Below are 19565 nucleotides of genomic sequence, written 5' to 3' on the forward strand. Positions count from 1 at the left end.
AATCTGGCCTGCGGGCGCCGCAACCGGCCGCCCCAGGCGCCAGTATGCTTGCGCCCGCCAATGGCGGGCAACCGGTTTTCGCTGCAGCGCAGCAGCCGGTGCCGATTCGCAATACAATGCCGCTGCACCCCGCCCCGGGGCGCGCGCCTGAAACCGCCCAGCGGAAGGCAGTTGCGGCCGCGGGCGCCACCAGGCGCCCGGCTTCCCGGCCATTGGCCGGCCTGCGCCGGCTCCTCGTTTTCGTTATGCCCGGTAGTTCCTCCAATTCCTTCCTGCGTACCCTGTGCAGCCTGCGCTGGCTGGCCATTGCCGGCCAGGCCGCGACCGTGCTGGTCGCCAGCGGCCTGCTCGGGCTCGAACTGCCGCTGCGGCCGCTCTGGAGCGGCGTGGCGGTGCTGGTGGCCTTCAACATCTACGCCAGCCTGCGGGTGCGCCGCAGCCATGGCGAAATCGAACCGGTCACCGCCTTCGCGCATCTGCTGGTCGACATCGCCGTGCTGTCCTGGATGGTGGGCTGGAGCGGCGGCATCCACAACCCGTTCGGCCTGATGTTCCTCATCCTGATCGCGCTGGCCGCGCTGGCGCTGCCGCGCGGCTGGGCGCTGGCCGCGGCGCTGGCGTGCCTGGTGGGATACGCGGTATCGGCCCTGCTGGGGCGGCCGCTCGAAGGCCACCACAACCCCTATGCCCTGATCCTGTGGGCCATCGCCACCAGTTTCCTGATTTCGGCCATCGTCGTGCTGTACTTCTCGACCCGCCTGGCCGCCGACCTGCGCAGCCGCGAACGCGAGCTGGCGGCGCTGCGCGAGCGCTTCACCCGCAACGAGGGCATCGTCGCGCTAGCCACCCACGCGGCCGCCATGGCGCACGAACTGAACACGCCGCTGGCCACTATGACCCTGCTGGCCGACGAAATCGCCGCCGAAGTCGACACCGACGACCTGCGCGCCGACGTCGCGCTGCTGGGGCAGCTGCTGGCGCTGTGCCGCGAACGCATCCGCAACCTGGCCGTACCCACCGAGGTCGACCTGGTGCGCGTGGTGGGCCAGTGGCGCCTGGTGCGCCCCACCATCGACCTGCACCGCACCGGCGAACTGCCCACCACCCTGCGGGTCGAGCCGGCCATCGCGCATCTGCTGCAGGCCCTGCTGAACAATGCGGCCGATGCCGGCGAGGCCGAAGGCCACGCGCGCGTCGACCTGCACCTTGAATACCGCGCCGGCGCGCTGCGCGGCGAAGTGCGCGACCACGGCCGCGGCTTCGATCCCGACCACTCCCTGCTGCCCGCCACCAGCCTGTTCCACAGCGGCAAGCCCGGCGGACTGGGCGTGGGGCTGGCCCTGTCGCACGCCACCGTAGAACAATTGGGCGGCGAAATGACCATGACCGCGGCCGATGGAGGAGGCGCCCGCATCCGTTTTTACCTGCCGCTGGAGCCCGGCGCTCCGCGCGCTTCCGGAATACAAGCATGAATCCATCCGACGCCGGCCTGCTGATCGACGACGACGAACTCTACGTGCGCACACTGCAGCGCAGCCTGGCCCGCCACGGGCTGGAAACACGCGTGGCCACCAGCATCGCCGAAGCCCTGCGCGTGGCCGAAGAAACCCAGCCGGCTTTCGCCCTGGTCGACCTGCGCCTGGGCGAAGACTCGGGCCTGACCCTGATCCGCCCGCTGCGCGCCCTGCGCACCGATATGCGCATCCTGCTGGTCACCGGCTACGCCAGCGTGGCCACCGCCGTCGAGGCCATCAAGCGCGGCGCCGACGACTACCTGCCCAAGCCCGCCACCGCGCCGATGATCCTGCGCACCCTGGGGCTGGCCAAGGCCGAATCGGTCGCCATCGAATCCACCATGACGCCGCTGCACCGGCTGGAATGGGAACACATCCAGCAGGCACTGCACGAATGCGGCGGCAATGTATCGGCCGCGGCGCGGCTGCTGGGCATGCACCGGCGCTCGCTGCAGCGCAAGCTGGCCAAGAAGCCCGGCCCCGAACGCGACCTGGCCTTCGATTGACCGCCAAGCGGGTGCGACACGTTGTCGCACCCTGTCGGCCGCGCCAAGCGGCGCCCCTCCCGCGGCAGCGGGCCGTTCCCCTGGCATTCCGGGCGCAACTCACGGGCTTGATGCGACTTTTCGTCGCATGTTTGCGCTGCAACAAATCGCTAGCATTGCGGCTTCACCGCATCTTTGCGTCTGCGCAAGGCATGTGATGCGACTCTTGCCGGCCACGGCAATCCACCCTCAAGGCTGTACGTGAAACACCCCTTCTTCGCCACCTTCGGGCGCACGCTCGGTATCGGTGCGCTCATGCTGCTCGGCGGCTGCACGATGGAAGTGCTTTCTCCCAAGGGAGACATCGGCGCCCAGGAAAAAACCCTGATTCTCACCGCCCTGGGGCTGATGCTCCTGGTGGTGGTGCCCGTCATTATCATGACGCTGTATTTCGCCTGGAAGTACCGCGCGTCCAACACTCAGGCGGTGTACATGCCGCGCTGGGCGCATTCGACCCGCATCGAGGTGGTGGTGTGGACCATCCCCTGCATCATCGTCGGCATCCTGGCCGTGCTGACCTGGCGTTCCTCGCATGCCCTGGACCCCTACCGCCCCATCGAATCGGCCGTCAAGCCGGTAAACATCGACGTCGTGTCGATGGACTGGAAGTGGCTGTTCATCTATCCCGACTACGGCATTGCCACCGTCAATGAAATCGCCTTCCCCGTGGACGCGCCGGTGCAGTTCCGCATTACGTCGGCGTCGGTGATGAACTCGTTCTTCATTCCCCAGCTGGGCAGCCAGATCTACTCGATGGCGGGCATGGAAACCAAGCTGCACCTGATCGCCCGCGAAGCCGGCACCTACGCCGGCATTTCCGCCAACTACAGCGGCGGCGGCTTCTCGGGCATGCGCTTCAAGGCCATCGCCACCTCGCAGCAGGGCTTCGAAGACTGGATCAAGCAGGCCAGGGCCGCCAACAACCCGCTCACGCCCGCGGCCTATCAGGCCCTGGCGGCGCCCAGTATCAATGTGGCCGCCACGCGCTACTCCAGCACTCCCACGGGCATGTTCGACTACATCATGCACAACCAGATGAGCAAGATCGCCGGCCTGGATCCGGCGAACTGCACGCCCACGTCGCAGAATTTGATCGCAGGAAACAACTGATGTTCGGCAAACTCACCCTAGAGTCCATTCCGTACCATGAACCTATCGTCATGGTCACGCTGGCGGCGGTGGCCATCATGGGCATGGCGCTGCTGGGCGCCATTACCTACTTCCGCAAATGGAAGTACCTGTGGACCGACTGGCTCACCACGGTCGACCACAAGCGCATCGGCATCATGTACATCATCGTGGCGCTGGTCATGCTGCTGCGCGGCTTTGCCGACGCCATCATGATGCGCACGCAGCTGGCGGTGGCCTCGGCCGACTCGGCCGGCATCCTGCCGCCGCACCACTACGACCAGATCTTCACCGCCCACGGCGTCATCATGATCTTCTTCATGGCGATGCCGTTCATCACGGGCCTGATGAACGTGGTGGTGCCGCTGCAGATCGGCGCGCGCGACGTGGCCTACCCGTTCCTGAACTCGCTGAGCTTCTGGCTGTTCGTCGCCGGCGTAGTGCTGATGATGCTGTCGCTGTTCGTGGGCGAATTCGCCGCCACCGGCTGGCTGGCCTACCCGCCGCTGTCGGGGCTGGACTACAGCCCGGGCGTGGGGGTCGACTATTACCTGTGGGCGCTGCAGATATCCGGGCTGGGCACCACCCTGAGCGGCATCAACTTCATCGTGACCATCCTGCGCATGCGCGCGCCGGGCATGAGCCTGATGAAGATGCCGGTGTTCACCTGGACCGCGCTGGTCACCAACGTCCTGATCGTGGCCGCCTTCCCCGTGCTGGCCGCCACCCTGGCCCTGCTGACCGCCGACCGCTACCTGGGCACGCACTTCTTCACGAACGACATGGGCGGCAACGTCATGATGTACGTGAACCTGATCTGGATCTGGGGCCACCCCGAGGTGTACATCCTGATCCTGCCCTGCTTCGGCGCGTTCTCGGAAATCGTGGCCACGTACTCGAAAAAGCCGCTGTTCGGCTACAAGTCGATGGTCTACGCCACCGCCGCGATCGGCATCCTGTCGTTCCTGGTGTGGCTGCACCACTTCTTCACCATGGGCTCGGGGGCCAACGTCAACGCCTTCTTCGGCATCATGACGATGATCATCTCGGTGCCCACCGGCGTGAAGATATTCAACTGGCTGTTCACCATGTACCGCGGCCGGGTGGAAATGAGCACGCCCATGCTGTGGACCGTCGGGTTCATGGTCACCTTCGTGATCGGCGGCATGACCGGCGTGCTGATGGCGATTCCCGCGGTGTCGTTCGTGCTGCACAACAGCCTGTTCCTGATCGCGCACTTCCACAACGTCATCATCGGCGGCGTGGTGTTCGGCTGCATCGCCGCCATGACCTACTGGTTCCCCAAGGCCTTCGGCTTCAAGCTGAACGAACGCCTGGGCAAGTACTCGTTCTGGTGCTGGCTGGTGGGCTTCTACCTGGCCTTCATGCCGCTGTACATCCTGGGCTTCAAGGGCATGACGCGGCGCCTGAACCACTACGACAACCCCGAGTGGCAGCCCTACCTGATCGTGGCACTGGTCGGCGCCTGCTTCGTGGCGCTGGGCATCTGGTTCATCCTGCAGCAGGTGTTCGTCAGCATCCGCGACCGCAAGCAGAACCTGGACACCACCGGCGATCCCTGGGGCGGCCGCACCCTGGAATGGTCCATCCCGTCGCCGGCGCCGTTCTACAACTTCGCCCACGTGCCGCACGTCGAGCACCTGGACCAGCACTGGGAAAACAAGGAAAACGGCACGGCCTACACCGCGCCCGCCGGCTACGAGGACATCCACATGCCGCGCAATACCGGCGCCGGGGTGTACATCGGCGCCTTCGGGCTGGCCATGTGCTTCGGCCTGATCTGGCACATCTGGTGGCTGGCCATCGTCGGCTTCCTGGGCATGATCGGCTCGTTCCTGGTGCGCGCCTATGACCGCGACACCGACTACTACGTGCCCGCCGCGGAAGTCGAACGCATCGAATCCGCCCATCTCGCCAATATGCAAAAGGCCGCCTGAGCCATGACCCAAGCTGTAACCGCCCTGCCCCACGGGTCCGGCCACGCCGGACACCATGATGACGGATCCAAGACCGTGTTCGGGTTCTGGATCTACCTGATGAGCGATCTGCTGATCTTCTCGGTCCTGTTCGCCACGTTCGCCGTCCTGTCCAAGGCCACCGCCGGCGGCCCCACCGGCGCGGAACTGTTCGACCTGTCGTTCGTGCTGGTCGAGACCATGCTGCTGCTGATCAGCAGCTTCACCTTCGGCATGGCCATGCTGAACCTGCACGCGGGCCGCGCGCGCCGCGTCATCGGCTGGCTGTGCGTCACTTTCCTGTTCGGCGCCGGCTTCATCGGCATGGAAATCTTCGAATTCCACCACCTGATCACCGAAGGCGCCGGGCCGCAGCGCAGCGCCTACCTGTCGGCTTTCTTCACGCTGATCGGCACCCACGGCCTGCACGTCACGTTCGGCCTGGTGTGGATCGTGGTGATGATCGACATGGTGCGCCGCCACGGCCTGGATCCGGTCAATGTCCGCCGCCTGTCGTGCCTGAGCCTGTTCTGGCACTTCCTGGACATCGTCTGGATCTGCGTGTTTACGTTTGTTTATCTTCTGGGAGCGCTCTGATGTCGCACGACACGATCGCCGCGGCGGACCATGGCCACGGCCATGACAGCGCCGCCCACGGCACCCTGAAATCGTACCTGGTGGGCTTCGGCCTTTCCATTCTGCTGACGCTGGCGTCGTTCGGGCTGGTCATGTCCGGCGCGGTGCCCCGCTCGCTGGCCATGCCGGGCATCATCGTGCTGTGCGTGGCGCAGCTGCTGGTGCAGCTGGTGTACTTCCTGCACATGGGCGCCTCGCGCTCGCAGCGCGACAACCTGTCGGCCTTTGTGTTCGCCGTGTTCGTCATCGCCATCATCGTGGGCGGTTCGGCCTGGGTGCTGCACAACATGAACGCTAATATGATGCACCCCATGCCCGCCGGCATGTAGGCCCCGCGGCGCATTTGCCGGGGCCGGGCGGCTCCGGTATACTGCCGTCCGCGTTGCTGCAGGCAGCGGCGCAGGCGGCACCCGGGGGTGCTTAGCTCAGTTGGTAGAGCGGCGCCCTTACAAGGCGTAGGTCACAGGTTCGACCCCTGTAGCACCCACCACCCCCGCACAGCAAGGCACTCGGCATTCCCGGGTGCCTTTTTGTTTGCCCGGCGCCTGCCCCTTGCCCGGGCGGCCGGCGCCAAAAACACAAAAGCCCTTGAAGTTCCGGCGCGGCACGCCGATTCAAGGGCTTTTCGATCGCGGCGCACGCGCGCCGCGCGATGCCGTGGCTTAGTTGACGGCGTCTTTCAGGGCCTTGCCCGGACGGAACTTCGGCACCTTGGCCTTCTTGATCTTGATGGTTTCGCCGGTGCGCGGATTGCGGCCCGTGCGAGCAGCGCGCGCCGAGACGGCGAACGTGCCGAAGCCCACCAGCGTGACCGTACCGCCCTTTTTGAGCGTGGTCTTGACAGCACCGATCAGGGCGTCAAGCGAACGGCCAGCAGCAGCCTTGGAAATATCAGCCTTGCTGGCGATATGATCGATGAGTTCGGTTTTGTTCATTCAGGTTTACCCCTCACAAGGTATTGGTTCTGTCGGGCGCGCGCTGGCGTCGGAGGAAAACCTCGACGCCGGCAAACGGAAGAACGGACGAGTGGAAATGCTTCTGGGCACTACCAGGCGCAACTGCAAAATTGCTGCGTCGCGGAGACTTCACCGCCACGATACCGTGGTGAAGTGTCAGCGACGCAGAGACGTATTAGGCCTTGCGCCGAAGCGGCTGTCAAGAGGAAAGCTTGCCAAAAGCCGCGCCAATACTGGCTTAGAGCATTACGTAATAGGCGCGCTTGCGTTCGCGCATGGGCGCGCCCGCCGGGCCCCGCCGGCGCGGCGTCAGACGTCGGCCCAGCGGCGCAGCAGATTGTGATAGATGCCGGTAAGCTGCACGATGGACGGATGCCCGGCGGCGTCCTGGTTCAACCGCTGGATGGCCACGTCCATGTCCAACAGCAGGCTGCGCTGGCCGTCTTCGCGCACCAGGCTCTGCATCCAGAAAAAAGCGCTGATGCGCGCGCCGCGCGTCACAGGGTTGACCTTGTGCAGGCTGGTGCCCGGATACAGCACCATGTGCCCGGCCGGCAGCTTGACCGAGCGCGGCCCGTAAGTGTCGTCCACCACCAGCTCGCCACCGTCGTAGGTATCGGGGTCGGAAAAGAACAGCGTGGCCGACAGGTCGGTGCGCACGCGCTCGGACGTGCCGGGCACCACCCGCACGGCGTTGTCGACGTGGTAGCCGAAAGCCTCGCCGCCTTCGTAGCGATTGAACAAGGGCGGAAATATTTTGCGCGGCAGCGCCGCCGACATAAACAGGTTGTTGGCCGACAGCCGCTGCAGGATCAGCCCGCCCAGCTCCTGGGCCAGCGGATGCTGCTCGGGCAGCTGGCGGTTGTGCTTGACCTGCGCCGACTGGTGGCCGGCCGTGACCCGGCCGTCAACCCAGTCGGCCTGTTCCAGGCGCTGGCGCATCTGCGCCGCCTCGGCGGCGCTGAAAACATCGGCAATTTGTATAAGCATGGGGGCCCGCGGGAAAACCGGCGTGGGTTACGCCAGACAGGCCTTGAGCGCCTGGTCGAAGTCGTGCAGCAGGTCGGCCTGGTCTTCGATGCCCACCGACACCCGGATCAGGCTGTCGGCAATGCCCATCTGAGCACGGCGCTCGGCGCCCATTTCATAATAGATGGTGTGCGCCGCCGGCAGCGCCAGGCTGCGCGTATCGCCCAGGTGCGTGGCCATCAGCACGATTTTCAGGTGGTTCAGGAAATCGAAACAATCGACGCCCTCGGCCAGCTCGACCCCCAGCAGCCCGCCGTAGCGGCCGCCGAACAGTTCGGTGGCGCGTTCATGCTGAGGGTGGCCGGGCAGCCCGGGGTAATGCACGCGGGCCACGCCTGGATGCGCGTCCAGCATGCGCGCCAGCGCCAAAGCGTTGCCGCAGTGCGCCGCCATGCGCAGCGCCAGGGTTTCGGCGCCCACGGCGATGCGGTGCGCCGAATCGGCTGACAGCGTGCCGCCCATGTCGCGCAGGCCCTTCTTCTTGATCTGCAGCAGCCCCCAGCCGGTGGACGGCCCCTTGCGGTAGCTGTCGTAGATGTTGGCGTAGCCCGACCAGTCGTACAGCCCGGTGTCGGTAATGGAACCGCCCAGCGCGTCGCCATGGCCGCTGATGTACTTGGACAGCGAATTCATCACCAGCGAGGCGCCCACCGCGCGCCCCTGGAACATCCAGGGCGAAGTCAGCGTGTTGTCGATGACATACACCAGATTGTGCTCGCGGCACAGTTCGCCCATGCCGGCCAGGTCGGCCAGCTGGGTGCCGGGGTTGGCGATGGTTTCGGTGAACACCATGCGGGTGTTGGGCCGCAGGGCGGCGCGCACCTGGGCGATGTCGGTGGGATCGACGTAGCTGACCTCGACGCCCAGCTCGGCCAGCGTGCCCAGCAGGCTGTTGGTATTGCCGAATACGTACTGGCTGGACAGCAGGTGGTCGCCCTTGCGCAGCAGGGTCGAGAACACCGCGGCCAGGGCCGCCATGCCGGTGGCGAACGATACCGTGCCCGCGCCCCCTTCCATTTTGCTGATCTTGGCTTCCAGCGCGGCCGTGGTGGGCGTGCCCTGGCGGCCGTAGGTAAAGCCGGCCTTGCCCTGGAACACCGCCGCCAGCTCGCGCGCGTCGGCGTAGGCGAACTCGGACGAGGTATGGATGGGCTTGTGCACGGCGCCATGCTCGACGGACTGCAGGCGGTCGGAATGAAGAATGGTGGTGGTAAAGCCGTTCTGGTGCATGATGATGAAGACTTGTGAGGGGCGGCGATCGCCGCAGCCGGAAAAGTTTACTCCTGCCGCTGGCGCACGGACTCGTACAGGCACACGGCGCTGGCCACGCTGACGTTCAGGCTTTCAACCGAGCCCAGCATCGGGATATTGACCAGCTGGTCGCAGGTTTCGCGCGTCAGGCGGCGCATGCCCTCGCCTTCGGCGCCCATCACCCAGGCCATCGGCTGGCGCGCATCGACGGCGTGCAGGCGGTCGGCGGCCTGGTCATCGGTGCCCACTACCCAGACGCCCCGCTCTTTCAGGCCGCGCAGCGTGCGCGCCAGGTTGGTGACGGTAATGTAGGGCACCGTGTCGGCGGCCCCGCAGGCCACCCGCTGCACCGTGCTGTTGAGCCCCACGGCGCGGTCGCGCGGCGCCACCACCGCATGCACGCCGGCGGCGTCGGCGGTGCGCAGGCAGGCGCCCAGGTTGTGCGGATCGGTCACCCCGTCCAGCACCAGCAGCAGCGCCGGCCCTTCGATGGTGTCCAGCACCTCGTCGACATCGACCGCCAGCAGGCGCTCTTCGGCCAGCGCCACCACGCCCTGGTGGCGGGTGCCGCGCGCCAGGCCGTCCAGCCGTTCGACCGATACCGGATGCACGCGCCGCCCGGCCCGTTCGGCCTGCTCCAGGAACGTCTGCATGCGCTTGTCGCGGCGCGAGGCCTCGACATAAATGTCTTTGATCGACTCGGGCGCGTGCCGCAGACGCGCCACCACCGCGTGAAACCCCGCCAGTACTTGGGCCGACGCCATGAATATTCACCTTATTGTGGGTAACGAAAGGCCGGCCGCCGGCGCGCCAGGGGCGCCCGGCCGGCCACAGCCGCCATGTTACCGCCTGCGGCGCCGCCCGCGCCGCTCCAGGTGTCTGACTCCGCAGGTGTCAGACACCCGAGGGGGCTACCGGCGCGCGGCTTTCTTGGCGGGCGCGCGCTTCTTGGCGGGCGCCGCCGGCTTGGCGGCCTTCTTGGCCTGGGCGCGCCGCTGTTTGGCGGTTTGCCCTTTCAACGCCGCCGGCTTGGGCGCGGCGGCCTTCTTCACCTTGCGCGGCTCGTCGGGATTGCGCGAGGCGGCCTTGCGCAGCGCCTCGAAACTGGTGCCCTTGACCAGGCGGAACTCGATGCGGCGGGCCTCCAGGTCGACGCGCGACACCTGCACCTGCACCTTGTCGGTCAGCCGGTAGCGCATGCCGGTGCGCTCGCCGCGCAGTTCGTGCAGCGCCTCGTTGAACTGGAAGTACTCGCCGCCCAGTTCCGACACGTGCACCAGGCCTTCCACGTGCAGCGTATCCAGCGTAACAAACACGCCGAAGCTGGCCACGCCGGTGACCGTGCCGCTGAAATCCTCGCCCACCCGCTCTTTGACGAACCAGCACTTCAGCCAGGCCTCGACATCGCGCGAGGCCTCGTCGGCGCGCCGCTCGCTGGCCGACAACAGCAGGCCCAGCTTTTCCCAGGTGGCGTGCTCATGCTCTCGCTGCGTGCGGCCGATGACCATCGGCTGGTCTTCCAGGCCCGGCACATAGCGCCGGCCGGCCAGCAGCGCCTTGATCACGCGGTGCGTCAGCAGGTCGGGATAGCGCCGGATCGGCGATGTGAAATGGCTGTAGGCCGGATACGCCAGGCCGAAATGGCCGACATTGTCCGGGCTGTAGATGGCCTGCTGCATCGAGCGCAGGCACATCGTCTGCAGCAGCTGGAAATCGGGCCGGCTGCGCACACTGTCGAGGAATTCGCCGTAGTCCTTGGCGGTGGGCGCATCGCCGCCGCCCAGCGACAGGCCCATGGTGCGCAGGAATTCGCGCAGCGAAGTCAGGCGTTCCGGCGTGGGGCCTTCGTGAATGCGGTACAGGCCGGGATGCTTGCTGCGGCTCATGAAATCGGCCGCGCAGGTATTGGCCGCCAGCATGCATTCTTCGATGAGCTTGTGCGCGTCGTTGCGCACCACGCCCACGATCTGCTCGATGCGGCCCAGCTCGTTGCAGACGATCTTGGTCTCGACCGTGTCGAAATCGATGGCGCCGCGCTTCTTGCGCTGCTGCACCAGCAGTTGGTAGAGCTCGTGCAAGTGGCGCACGTGCGGCATGACCTCGCCCAGCGCATGCGCCACCGGCCCGCCCGGCTGCTGCAGGGCTTCCCAGACCTGGGTGTAGGTCGTGCGCGCATGCGAATGCATGACCGCGTTGTAGAACTGATAGGCCGTGATGGTGCCCGCCTTGGCGCCCGAGGCCGGGATCACCATGTCGCATACCAGCACCAGCCGGTCGACCTGCGGGTTCAGCGAACACAGCCCGTTGGACAGCGATTCGGGCAGCATCGGGATCACCCGGCGCGGGAAATACACGCTGGTGCCGCGCTCGAGCGCGTCGTCGTCCAGGGCGTCATCGGGCGTGACATAGTGGCTGACGTCGGCAATGGCCACCAGCAGGCGCCAGGCCGGCCGCTTGCGCTGGCCGCTGCCCAGTTCCACCGGCTCGCAGTACACCGCGTCGTCGAAGTCGCGCGCGTCTTCGCCGTCGATGGTGATGAGCGGCACGTCGCGCAGGTCGATGCGGTCTTTCAGGTCGGCCTTGCGCACCACATCGGGCAGGCGCGCGGCCTGCTTGGCGGCGGGCTCGGAAAACTCGACCGGCACGTCGAACTTGCGTACCGCGATCTCGATCTCCATGCCGGGGTCGTCGATTTCGCCCAGCACTTCGGAAACCCGGCCCAGCGGCTGAGTGTGGCGGGTCGGCTGTTCCATGATCTGCACCGCCACCACCTGGCCGTGCTGTGCGCCGTTGGTGTCGCCCGGCGGAATCAGGATGTCGTGCTTGATGCGCTGGTCTTCCGGCACCACGATGGACAGGCCGTGCTCGTGCAGAAAGCGGCCCACCAGCTTGTTGGTGCGCCGTTCGATGACCTCGACGATCATGCCTTCGGGCTTGCCGCGGTATTCGCCCGAAGGCTTGACCAATACGCGGTCGCCGTGCAGCACCTTGAGCATTTCGCGCGGCGACAGGAACAGGTCGGGGCCGCCGTCGTCGCGCAGCAGGAAGCCGAAGCCGTCGCGGTGGCCCTGCACCTTGCCCGCCACGAAGTCCAGCTTGGTGGCCAGCAGCAGCACCCCCTTGCGGTTGGGCATCAGCTGGCCATCGCGCTCCATGGCGCCCAGGCGGCGTTCGAAGCCCACCAGCGTGGCGGGCCGCTCGACGCCCATGCGCTCGGCCAGCTCGGCCGGCGACAGCGGCGCCCCGGCCGACCGCAGCGCCTTCAGAATGGCTTCGCGCGAGGGCACATCGGGGTCGAAGTCGGGGGGCGTTTCGGGCAACACGAATCCTGATCTGCCGTTGTTATTGTTATTGGAATCTTTACTCGATCGTTTTGCCAAAGTTGGGAATCCTGTATATAATCTTTTGCTTCTGTGGTCTGCCCAAGGCTGATCACTGCAGCAAGGCCTGTATGGTAATGCATGTAGCACGTTGCTAGGTTGTTTGCAGCGTATCATACAAACCCGCAAGGTTTTGCTCAGTGCCCAGGTGGCGGAATTGGTAGACGCGCATGGTTCAGGTCCATGTGCCGCAAGGTGTGGAGGTTCGAGTCCTCTCCTGGGCACCACGGAATTCAGGCAGTTCGGGGCACCCCCGAATCGCCGCCCGGCCCCCGGCAGCCCTTCAAGGCTCCCGGGGGTTTGTTTTTTGCCCGGCGCGGCGGCCCTCGGCCCGGCTGCCGGCGCGCCGCACATGGTCGCGCTCGTAGCGCGCCTGCCCCATGGCGGCAATCTGCCCTCCCACCAGCTCGTCAAAAGGCCTGAGCAGCGCGGCGAACGATCGCGGCGCCTCCAGCGCGTCCAGCGCCGCGGCCACTGCCTCGATGGTGGCCAGCGCCTGCGGATGCCCGGCATGGCGCACCCGGTAGCGCGACTCCGGCCCGCCCGCCAGGGCCGCCCGCGGCAGCGCCGCCAGATCCGGATGCGCCGCGAGCAGCTGGCGCGCATGACGCCAGGTGCCATCCGGCACCACCAACAGCCGCGGCGGCCCCGCCGGGTGGGCCGGGCCCGCGGGCGCCAGCACCTCGGCCCCTTCGCCCGGAAACAGCAGCCAGGGCTGGTAGCCCGCCACTTGCCACAAGGCGGCATCGAACTGCCGCCCCACGTGCAGGCTGGCATTGCGCAGGCCCAGCACCGCCAGCCGGGCGGTATTCAACGCGTGGCGCGCCTCTTCCGGGTGCTGCAGCACCAGCACGCGGGTGCGGCTGTCCAGCGACGGAATCCACCGGCACAGGCAGTGCGCCAGCGGCCGCCGGCAGCGCGCGCAGGCGGCCCGCCCGCCCGAGTTGCGCCCGGCCTGAAAAGTGTGCATAATGCGCGTCCTCTGATGTTCAAACGCGATTAAACAACACCGCGCCCGAACAACAGCGCCCAGGTGGCGGAATTGGTAGACGCGCATGGTTCAGGTCCATGTGCCGCAAGGTGTGGAGGTTCGAGTCCTCTCCTGGGCACCAATTACTACATCGCGACTTACCTTCGCGATGCGCCGAAAACCCCGATTGCCGCAAGGCATCGGGGTTTTTTATTTGGCTTTTCCCGCCCAGCCGGCGGCCGGGTTGCGCGTCAATCGCCCAGCGCGCGCGTCATGGCGATGTGCTCGATGCCGGCCTCGACGAACGTTTCACCTTGCGCCGCGAATCCGTGGGCTTCGTAAAAGCGGCGGGCATGGGTCTGGGCATGCAGCAACAGCAGGCGGTGGCCGTCGCCATGCCCCTGCGCGATCAGCGCATCCAGCACTTGCCCGCCGACGCCGCTGCCGCGGGCCGCCTTGCGCACGGCCATGCGCCCGATATGGCCATCGGGCAGCAGCCGTCCGGTGGCAACGGGCGTGCCGTCGCCGCCATAGGCCACGGCGTGCACGGCCACCGGGTCGTCGTCGTCGAGCTCGATATCGACCGGCACCGACTGTTCCAGCACGAACACTTCGTGCCGCACGGCGTAGGCATCATCGCGCAGGCGCTCCCAGGTTCCCAGGACAATACGGACAGCGGACGGGGTAGGCATGGCGGGTCTCCTGCAATGGTCGGTAAAGGCTCGGCCTCTGTGGCACACCCGGATTTTCGCAGGCAAAGCGCCCGGCTGGAACCCGCCGGCGCACAGTAGAATGGGCGCACTTCAAATCGCCCCCCCGCCATGCAAGCCGTTGTCACTGCCGCCCTGCCGGTTTTCGCCCTCATCCTGACCGGCTGGCTGGCGGCCCGCTGGCGCGTGCTGGGCCCGGCCGCCACCGATGCGCTGAATCGCTATGTGGTGTATCTGTCGCTGCCGGCGCTGCTGTTTCGCGCCATGGCCCATGCCGACCCCGGCCAGCTGCACTGGGGATTCGTGGCGGCGTTCGCCGGCGGCATCGCCATTACCTTCGCCGCGACCTGCGTGCGGCCGCGGCGCCGCGCCCCGCCCCTCACCGATCTCAGCATCGAAGGGCTGGCGGCGTCTTACACCAACGCCGGCTACATGGGCATCCCGCTGTGCCTGGCCCTGCTCGGCCCGGCCAGCCTGGCGCCGGCGGTCATTACTACCCTGCTCACCGCCTGCGTGCTGTTCGGCGCCGCCATCGCCCTGATCGAATTCGACCAGCACCGCGACCGCAGCCTGGCCGCCACCCTGGCCAAGGTGGCGCGGGCGCTGGTCCGCAATCCGCTGCTGATCGCGCCGCTGCTCGGCCTGGCCTGCACGGGGTCCGGCCTGGCGCTGCCGGCCGGCCTGGACCGCTACGTCGAGTTGCTGGGCGCCTCGGCCAGCCCGTGCGCCCTGGTCACCATCGGCCTGTTCCTGGCCCAGGCCCAGCCCGGCGGCAGCCGCGCCGCCGTGGGCCGGCTGGTGGCCGGCAAGCTGCTGCTGCAGCCCGCCGCCACCGCGGTGCTGGCTTTCCTGGTTTTCCCCATGCCACCGCTGTGGGCCTCGTGCGCGGTGCTCATGGCGGCCCTGCCCATCGGCACCGGGCCCTTCATGCTGGCGCAGATGTACGGCCGCGACGCGCGCGCCACCTCGCGCGCCATCCTGCTGTCGACCATTCTTTCGGTGCCCACCATTACCCTGCTGGTCGCCTGGATCAGCTCCCGGCTTTCCTGAACCTTTGCGCCATGCTGCTGCCCGCCACCATTTTCATCGTCACGCTGACCCTCGTCATCTGGCAGCCCCGCGGCCTGGGCATCGGCTGGAGCGCCACGGCTGGCGCCGCCGTGGCACTGGCCACCGGCGCGGTGCACCTGGCCGACGTGGCCGCGGTGTGGCATATCGTCTGGAACGCCACCGCCACGTTCATCGCGATCATCATCACCAGCATCATCCTGGACGCGGCCGGCTTCTTCGAATGGGCCGCCCTGCACGTGGCCCGCTGGGGCGGCGGCCGCGGCCACTGGCTGTTCGCGCTCATCGTGCTGCTGGGCGCCGCCGTATCGGCCCTGTTCGCCAATGACGGCGCGGCGCTGATCCTGACTCCGATCGTGATGGAGATGCTGCTGGCGCTGGGGTTCGGGCCCGGCGCCACCCTGGCCTTCGTGATGGCGGCCGGCTTCATCGCCGACACGGCCAGCACGCCGCTGGTGGTATCGAACCTGGTCAATATCGTGTCGGCCGACTTTTTCGGCATCGGTTTCGGGCGCTACGCGTCGGTCATGGTGCCCGTCAATGTCGCCGCCGTGGCCGCCACCCTGGCGGTGCTGTTCCTGTACTTCCGCAGGCACATCCCGGCCCGCTACGACGTGGCGCAATTGCGGACGCCGCACTCGGCGGTGCGCGACCCGGTCACCTTCCGCACCGGCGTGGCGGTGCTGGCGCTATTGCTGGCGGGTTTTTTCGTTCTGGAACCCCTGGGCATCCCGGTCAGCGCCATTGCCGCGGCCGGCGCCCTGGCCCTGCTGCTGGTGGCGGGCCGCCAGCATATCGTGGGCACGCGCCGGGTCATGCGCGAAGCCCCCTGGCATATCGTGGTGTTCTCGCTGGGCATGTACCTGGTGGTGTACGGGCTGCGCAACGCCGGCCTGACGGCTCACCTGGCCAGCCTGTTCGACGCGTTCGCCCGCCATGGCGTGTGGGGCGCGGCCATGGGAACGGGCCTGGTCACGGCTTTCCTGGCCTCGGTGATGAACAACTTGCCGGCCGTGCTGGTGGGCGCGCTGGCCATCGCCGACACCAGCGCAACCGGCGCCGTGCGCGACGCGATGATCTACGCCAACGTCATCGGCACCGACCTGGGCCCGAAGATCACGCCCATCGGCAGCCTGGCCACTCTGCTGTGGCTGCACGTGCTGGCGCGCAAGGGCCTGCGCATCACTTGGGGCTATTACTTCCGGGTCGGCATCGTGCTGACCCTGCCGGTGCTGCTGGCCACCCTGGCGGCGCTGGCGCTGCGGCTGAGCGTTTGCCCATAGTTCTAAGAAGGCCGTATCTAGTGGTATGGTTGCCGTCATCCGCAATCGGGAGACTCGCATGACCTGGATGGTTGGCCGCTACACAACCTTTGTCGTGGTGCTGCTGGGCGCCGCCATTACTGCCGTGCTGGCGGCGACGGCATCCGTCCACTGGCTATGGGCGGCGGTGCCGCTGGCGCTGCTGGCGCTGCTGGGCATCTACGACCTGATCCAGGAACGCCACGCCATCCGCCGCAATTATCCGGTGCTGGGCAACCTGCGTTTCCTGTTCGAATTCATCCGCCCCGAGATCCGCCAGTACTTTCTGGAAGACGACACGCACGCCGCGCCGTTCTCGCGCGCGCAGCGCTCCATCGTGTACCAGCGCGCCAAGCTCGAAATCGACAAGCGCCCGTTCGGCACCCAGGAAGACGTCTACGGCGACCGCTACGAATGGATCAACCATTCGCTGGTGCCGGCGCACGTCGCCGATGCCGATTTCCGCGTGACCGTCGGCGGCGCCGAATGCACCCAGCCGTACTCGATGTCGGCATTCAACATTTCGGCCATGAGCTTCGGCGCCCTGTCGGCCAATGCCGTCATGGCGCTGAACGAAGGCGCGCGCCAGGGCAACTTCGCGCACGACACCGGCGAGGGCGGCGTCAGCCGCTACCACCGCAAGGCCGGCGGCGCGCTGGTATGGAACATCGGCTCGGGCTATTTCGGCTGCCGCGACGAAAGCGGCGCGTTTTCCGAAGCCGCCTTTGTGCGCAACGCCTGTACCCCCCAGGTGAAAATGATCGAGATCAAGCTGTCGCAGGGCGCCAAGCCCGGCCACGGCGGCATTCTGCCGGGCGCCAAGGTGACGCCCGAAATCGCCGAGGCGCGCGGCGTCGCGGCCTGGCAAGACTGCAACTCGCCATCCAGCCACAGCGCGTTCGATTCGCCGATCGGTCTGCTGCATTTCGTGGCGCGCCTGCGTAAACTGTCCGAAGGCAAGCCGGTGGGCTTCAAGATGTGCGTGGGCCACCCCTGGGAATGGTTCGCCATCGTGAAGGCCATGCTCGAAACCGGCATCACGCCCGACTTCATCGTGGTCGACGGCGCCGAAGGCGGCACCGGCGCCGCGCCGGTCGAATTCGTCGACCACGTCGGCACCCCGCTGCGCGAAGGCCTGCGCCTGGTGCATAACACCCTGATCGGCGTGAACCTGCGCGACCGCATCCGGCTGGGCGCATCCGGCAAGATCATCACGGCCTTCGACATGGCGCGCGCCATGGCCATGGGCGCCGACTGGTGCAACGCCGCCCGCGGCTTCATGTTCGCGATCGGCTGCATCCAGGCGCAGGCCTGCCATACCGGCAAGTGCCCCACCGGCGTCACCACCCAGGACCCGCTGCGCCAACGCGCGCTGGTGGTGCCCGACAAGGCGCAGCGCGTGGCCCACTTCCATCGCAACACGCTGCATGCCCTGGCCGAGCTGCTGCAGGCCGCCGGCCTGACGCATCCCGGCCAGCTGCGCCCGCATCACATTGCGCGGCGCATCTCGTCCAGCGAAGTGCGCCTGCTGTCGGCCCTGTTCCCAGAACTGGAACCAGGCGAATTGCTGCGCGGCGAGTTCCGGCACACCCTGTTCAAGGTGGGCTGGTCGATGGCGCGGCCCGACTCGTTCCAGCCTGCGCACGATGTCACCGTGGCCCTGGCCGCCATCCATCGCGCACAGGTGGCCACCACGCCCTGAACGCCGGCGCGGGCGCTACAGCCAGCGCTCGAACAGGCGCGAGAAAAACTCCATGAACCGGTTGCCGGCGCCGCGGTCGTGCCAGTCCTGCAGGGTAACCTGCTGGGCCGCGGCCACGTCGCTGTCGAACAGGGCTTCCATCTGGGCGCCGAACCGGCCGCCCAGAATTACCGCGTTGATTTCATAGTTCAGCGCGAAGCTGCGCCAATCCATGTTGCTGGACCCGACGGTGGACCACACCCCGTCGACCACGGCGGTCTTGGCGTGCAACAGCGCATCGCGGCGCTCGTATATCTTCACGCCGGCCTCGAGCAGATTTTCGTAGTGCGAGCGCCCGGCATGGAACACCAGCGACGAATCGCTGAATCCCGGCAGCACCAGCACCACGTCCACGCCGCGCCGCGCGGCATCCTGCAGCACTTCGACAAAGGCCGGGTCGGGCACGAAGTACGCCATGGTGATGTGGATGGATTTCTGCGCGCTTTCGAAAGCCGACATCAGCGTCAGGTACACCGTGTAGCCGTCGCTGCGATCCGGCTGGTTGGCCAGGATGCGCACCGTCAGGTCGCCCTGCTCGACAGCGCGGGGAAAGAAATCGCCGTGCGCCAGCGGCGGCCCTTTCTGCGATTTCCAGCCCGCCAGGATCACGCGCTCGAGCTCGGCCACGGCGGGGCCGGCGATGCGTATATGGGTATCGCGCCAGGGCTGCGCCTCGCGGCCCGAACTGGCCGGACGCGAGCCGGATGAGTACACGCTGCTGACGTTGATGCCGCCCAGATAGCCGACCTTGCCGTCCACCACCAGCAGCTTGCGGTGGTTGCGCTGATTGGGCGACCATCCGCCGCGCGCCGAGGCCGGATTGACCGGGTTGAAGACGGCGACCTGCACGCCCGCCTCGCGCATGCGGTCGAACAGGGTATCGGGCGTCTGCAGTGTGCCCACCGCGTCGATCATGACGGCGACTGAAGCGCCGCGGCGCTGCGCGGCGATCAGCGCGTCGGCAAAGCGCCGGCCCGCTTCGTCATCGTCAAAAATATAGGTTTCCATGTGCACGTAATGCCGTGCCTGGCCAATGGATTCCAGCATGGCGCGGTACGTGGCCGGCCCGTCGGCCAGCAGCCGCACATCGTTGCCCGGCACCAGCGGCGCGCCGCTGATGGCGGCTTCGATGGCCTGGTGGCGGGCCCGGAAGTCCTGCTCGCGCGCCGTGCCCGCACGCTTCACGATGTCCCTGCCCTGTTGATAGCTGGACCAGCCGGTGTCGGCCGACTGGCCCGCCTGTTCTTTACGCGCCTGGCGTTCCTGGGCGTCGGGCACCGTGGCGCAAGCCGCCAGCGATGCCATCAGCGCCAGCCACACCAGGCACCTTACCGCGCGTCTCGGATCGCGGGCTGGCATG

Annotated in this window: 17 protein-coding genes and 3 tRNA genes; 12 read left to right on the forward strand and 8 right to left on the reverse strand. The window is 67.2% G+C overall.

Annotated features, from left to right (window positions below; all coding sequences use genetic code 11):
- Nucleotides 1–245: 245 nt before the first annotated feature.
- From J2P76_RS14340 to J2P76_RS14370, 7 genes are all read left to right on the forward strand, one after another.
- On the forward strand, nucleotides 246–1472 hold the full coding sequence (locus J2P76_RS14340) for an ATP-binding protein (RefSeq protein WP_207408369.1): 1227 nt from the start codon (nucleotides 246–248) through the stop codon (nucleotides 1470–1472).
- Nucleotides 1469–2020: a response regulator transcription factor gene (locus J2P76_RS14345; protein ID WP_207408370.1), complete on the forward strand. Its 552-nt coding sequence runs from the start codon at nucleotides 1469–1471 to the stop codon at nucleotides 2018–2020. The genes J2P76_RS14340 and J2P76_RS14345 overlap by 4 nt, the downstream gene beginning before the upstream one ends.
- A 240-nt stretch (nucleotides 2021–2260) precedes the next feature.
- Complete coding sequence (gene cyoA / locus J2P76_RS14350) at nucleotides 2261–3169, forward strand: ubiquinol oxidase subunit II (protein ID WP_207408371.1); 909 nt, start codon at nucleotides 2261–2263, stop codon at nucleotides 3167–3169.
- Nucleotides 3169–5145, forward strand: a complete 1977-nt coding sequence (gene cyoB / locus J2P76_RS14355) for a cytochrome o ubiquinol oxidase subunit I (protein WP_207408372.1) — start codon at nucleotides 3169–3171, stop codon at nucleotides 5143–5145. The genes cyoA and cyoB overlap by 1 nt, the downstream gene beginning before the upstream one ends.
- 3 nt (nucleotides 5146–5148) lie before the next feature.
- The gene (cyoC, locus tag J2P76_RS14360) at nucleotides 5149–5760 is read left to right on the forward strand and encodes a cytochrome o ubiquinol oxidase subunit III (RefSeq protein WP_207408373.1); all 612 of its coding nucleotides are present in this window, start codon (nucleotides 5149–5151) and stop codon (nucleotides 5758–5760) included.
- A complete protein-coding gene (cyoD, locus tag J2P76_RS14365; RefSeq protein ID WP_207408374.1) occupies nucleotides 5760–6128 on the forward strand; it encodes a cytochrome o ubiquinol oxidase subunit IV in 369 nt (122 codons plus the stop codon). The genes cyoC and cyoD overlap by 1 nt, the downstream gene beginning before the upstream one ends.
- 85 nt (nucleotides 6129–6213) lie before the next feature.
- A tRNA-Val gene (locus J2P76_RS14370) sits at nucleotides 6214–6289 on the forward strand.
- 172 nt (nucleotides 6290–6461) lie between these two features.
- Here the strand turns inward: J2P76_RS14370 and J2P76_RS14375 are convergent.
- From J2P76_RS14375 to rnr, 5 genes are all read right to left on the reverse strand, one after another.
- Nucleotides 6462–6734, reverse strand: a complete 273-nt coding sequence (locus J2P76_RS14375) for an HU family DNA-binding protein (protein ID WP_003812968.1) — start codon at nucleotides 6732–6734, stop codon at nucleotides 6462–6464.
- A 330-nt stretch (nucleotides 6735–7064) separates the two neighbouring features.
- Complete coding sequence (locus J2P76_RS14380; RefSeq protein ID WP_207408375.1) at nucleotides 7065–7745, reverse strand: Fe2+-dependent dioxygenase; 681 nt, start codon at nucleotides 7743–7745, stop codon at nucleotides 7065–7067.
- 27 nt (nucleotides 7746–7772) lie between these two features.
- A complete protein-coding gene (locus tag J2P76_RS14385) occupies nucleotides 7773–9014 on the reverse strand; it encodes a cystathionine gamma-synthase family protein (protein WP_207408376.1) in 1242 nt (413 codons plus the stop codon).
- Nucleotides 9015–9061: 47 nt separating this feature from the next.
- On the reverse strand, nucleotides 9062–9799 hold the full coding sequence (gene rlmB / locus J2P76_RS14390; RefSeq protein WP_207408377.1) for a 23S rRNA (guanosine(2251)-2'-O)-methyltransferase RlmB: 738 nt from the start codon (nucleotides 9797–9799) through the stop codon (nucleotides 9062–9064).
- Nucleotides 9800–9946: 147 nt separating this feature from the next.
- Complete coding sequence (gene rnr / locus J2P76_RS14395) at nucleotides 9947–12415, reverse strand: ribonuclease R (RefSeq protein ID WP_207408378.1); 2469 nt, start codon at nucleotides 12413–12415, stop codon at nucleotides 9947–9949.
- A 142-nt stretch (nucleotides 12416–12557) separates the two neighbouring features.
- Between rnr and J2P76_RS14400 the strand changes: the two genes are divergently transcribed.
- Nucleotides 12558–12642, forward strand: a tRNA-Leu gene (locus tag J2P76_RS14400).
- Nucleotides 12643–12698: 56 nt separating this feature from the next.
- Here the strand turns inward: J2P76_RS14400 and J2P76_RS14405 are convergent.
- Entirely contained in the window at nucleotides 12699–13385 is a 687-nt protein-coding gene (locus tag J2P76_RS14405) for a tRNA-uridine aminocarboxypropyltransferase (protein WP_207408379.1), read from the reverse strand.
- Between the two features lie 57 nt (nucleotides 13386–13442).
- On the opposite strand from J2P76_RS14405, the gene J2P76_RS14410 reads away from it, so the two are divergent.
- Nucleotides 13443–13527: transfer RNA gene (locus J2P76_RS14410), tRNA-Leu, on the forward strand.
- Between the two features lie 109 nt (nucleotides 13528–13636).
- Here J2P76_RS14410 and J2P76_RS14415 read toward each other — a convergent pair.
- A complete protein-coding gene (locus J2P76_RS14415; protein WP_207408380.1) occupies nucleotides 13637–14077 on the reverse strand; it encodes a GNAT family N-acetyltransferase in 441 nt (146 codons plus the stop codon).
- 129 nt (nucleotides 14078–14206) lie between these two features.
- Here J2P76_RS14415 and J2P76_RS14420 point away from each other — a divergent pair, with 129 nt between their 5' ends.
- From J2P76_RS14420 to J2P76_RS14430, 3 genes are read left to right on the forward strand one after another with little or no spacing between them, the layout of a single operon-like run.
- A complete protein-coding gene (locus J2P76_RS14420; RefSeq protein ID WP_207408381.1) occupies nucleotides 14207–15145 on the forward strand; it encodes an AEC family transporter in 939 nt (312 codons plus the stop codon).
- Nucleotides 15146–15156: 11 nt separating this feature from the next.
- Nucleotides 15157–16446, forward strand: coding sequence for an arsenic transporter (locus J2P76_RS14425; RefSeq protein ID WP_207408382.1), 1290 nt, complete (start codon nucleotides 15157–15159; stop codon nucleotides 16444–16446).
- A 58-nt stretch (nucleotides 16447–16504) separates the two neighbouring features.
- On the forward strand, nucleotides 16505–18166 hold the full coding sequence (locus J2P76_RS14430) for an FMN-binding glutamate synthase family protein (protein ID WP_207408383.1): 1662 nt from the start codon (nucleotides 16505–16507) through the stop codon (nucleotides 18164–18166).
- Between the two features lie 15 nt (nucleotides 18167–18181).
- Here the strand turns inward: J2P76_RS14430 and cls are convergent, their stop codons facing one another.
- Nucleotides 18182–19564, reverse strand: coding sequence for a cardiolipin synthase (cls, locus tag J2P76_RS14435; RefSeq protein WP_207408384.1), 1383 nt, complete (start codon nucleotides 19562–19564; stop codon nucleotides 18182–18184).
- Between the last annotated feature and the right edge of the window lies 1 nt (nucleotide 19565).

Origin of the sequence: Bordetella petrii (genome assembly GCF_017356245.1) — a bacterium.
GTDB classification, from domain to species: domain Bacteria; phylum Pseudomonadota; class Gammaproteobacteria; order Burkholderiales; family Burkholderiaceae_B; genus Bordetella_A; species Bordetella_A petrii_D.

Bases quoted from the DNA above. Each gene is read 5' to 3' on its own strand.
- J2P76_RS14340 (WP_207408369.1), top strand. From the start codon at position 246: ATGCCCGGTAGTTCCTCCAATTCCTTCCTGCGTACCCTGTGCAGCCTG.
- J2P76_RS14345 (WP_207408370.1), top strand. From the start codon at position 1,469: ATGAATCCATCCGACGCCGGCCTGCTGATCGACGACGACGAACTCTAC.
- cyoB (WP_207408372.1), top strand. From the start codon at position 3,169: ATGTTCGGCAAACTCACCCTAGAGTCCATTCCGTACCATGAACCTATC.
- cyoC (WP_207408373.1), top strand. From the start codon at position 5,149: ATGACCCAAGCTGTAACCGCCCTGCCCCACGGGTCCGGCCACGCCGGA.
- cyoD (WP_207408374.1), top strand. From the start codon at position 5,760: ATGTCGCACGACACGATCGCCGCGGCGGACCATGGCCACGGCCATGAC.
- J2P76_RS14375 (WP_003812968.1), bottom strand. From the start codon at position 6,734: ATGAACAAAACCGAACTCATCGATCATATCGCCAGCAAGGCTGATATT.
- J2P76_RS14380 (WP_207408375.1), bottom strand. From the start codon at position 7,745: ATGCTTATACAAATTGCCGATGTTTTCAGCGCCGCCGAGGCGGCGCAG.
- J2P76_RS14385 (WP_207408376.1), bottom strand. From the start codon at position 9,014: ATGCACCAGAACGGCTTTACCACCACCATTCTTCATTCCGACCGCCTG.
- rlmB (WP_207408377.1), bottom strand. From the start codon at position 9,799: ATGGCGTCGGCCCAAGTACTGGCGGGGTTTCACGCGGTGGTGGCGCGT.
- J2P76_RS14405 (WP_207408379.1), bottom strand. From the start codon at position 13,385: ATGCACACTTTTCAGGCCGGGCGCAACTCGGGCGGGCGGGCCGCCTGC.
- J2P76_RS14415 (WP_207408380.1), bottom strand. From the start codon at position 14,077: ATGCCTACCCCGTCCGCTGTCCGTATTGTCCTGGGAACCTGGGAGCGC.
- J2P76_RS14420 (WP_207408381.1), top strand. From the start codon at position 14,207: ATGCAAGCCGTTGTCACTGCCGCCCTGCCGGTTTTCGCCCTCATCCTG.
- J2P76_RS14425 (WP_207408382.1), top strand. From the start codon at position 15,157: ATGCTGCTGCCCGCCACCATTTTCATCGTCACGCTGACCCTCGTCATC.
- J2P76_RS14430 (WP_207408383.1), top strand. From the start codon at position 16,505: ATGACCTGGATGGTTGGCCGCTACACAACCTTTGTCGTGGTGCTGCTG.
- cls (WP_207408384.1), bottom strand. From the start codon at position 19,564: ATGCCAGCCCGCGATCCGAGACGCGCGGTAAGGTGCCTGGTGTGGCTG.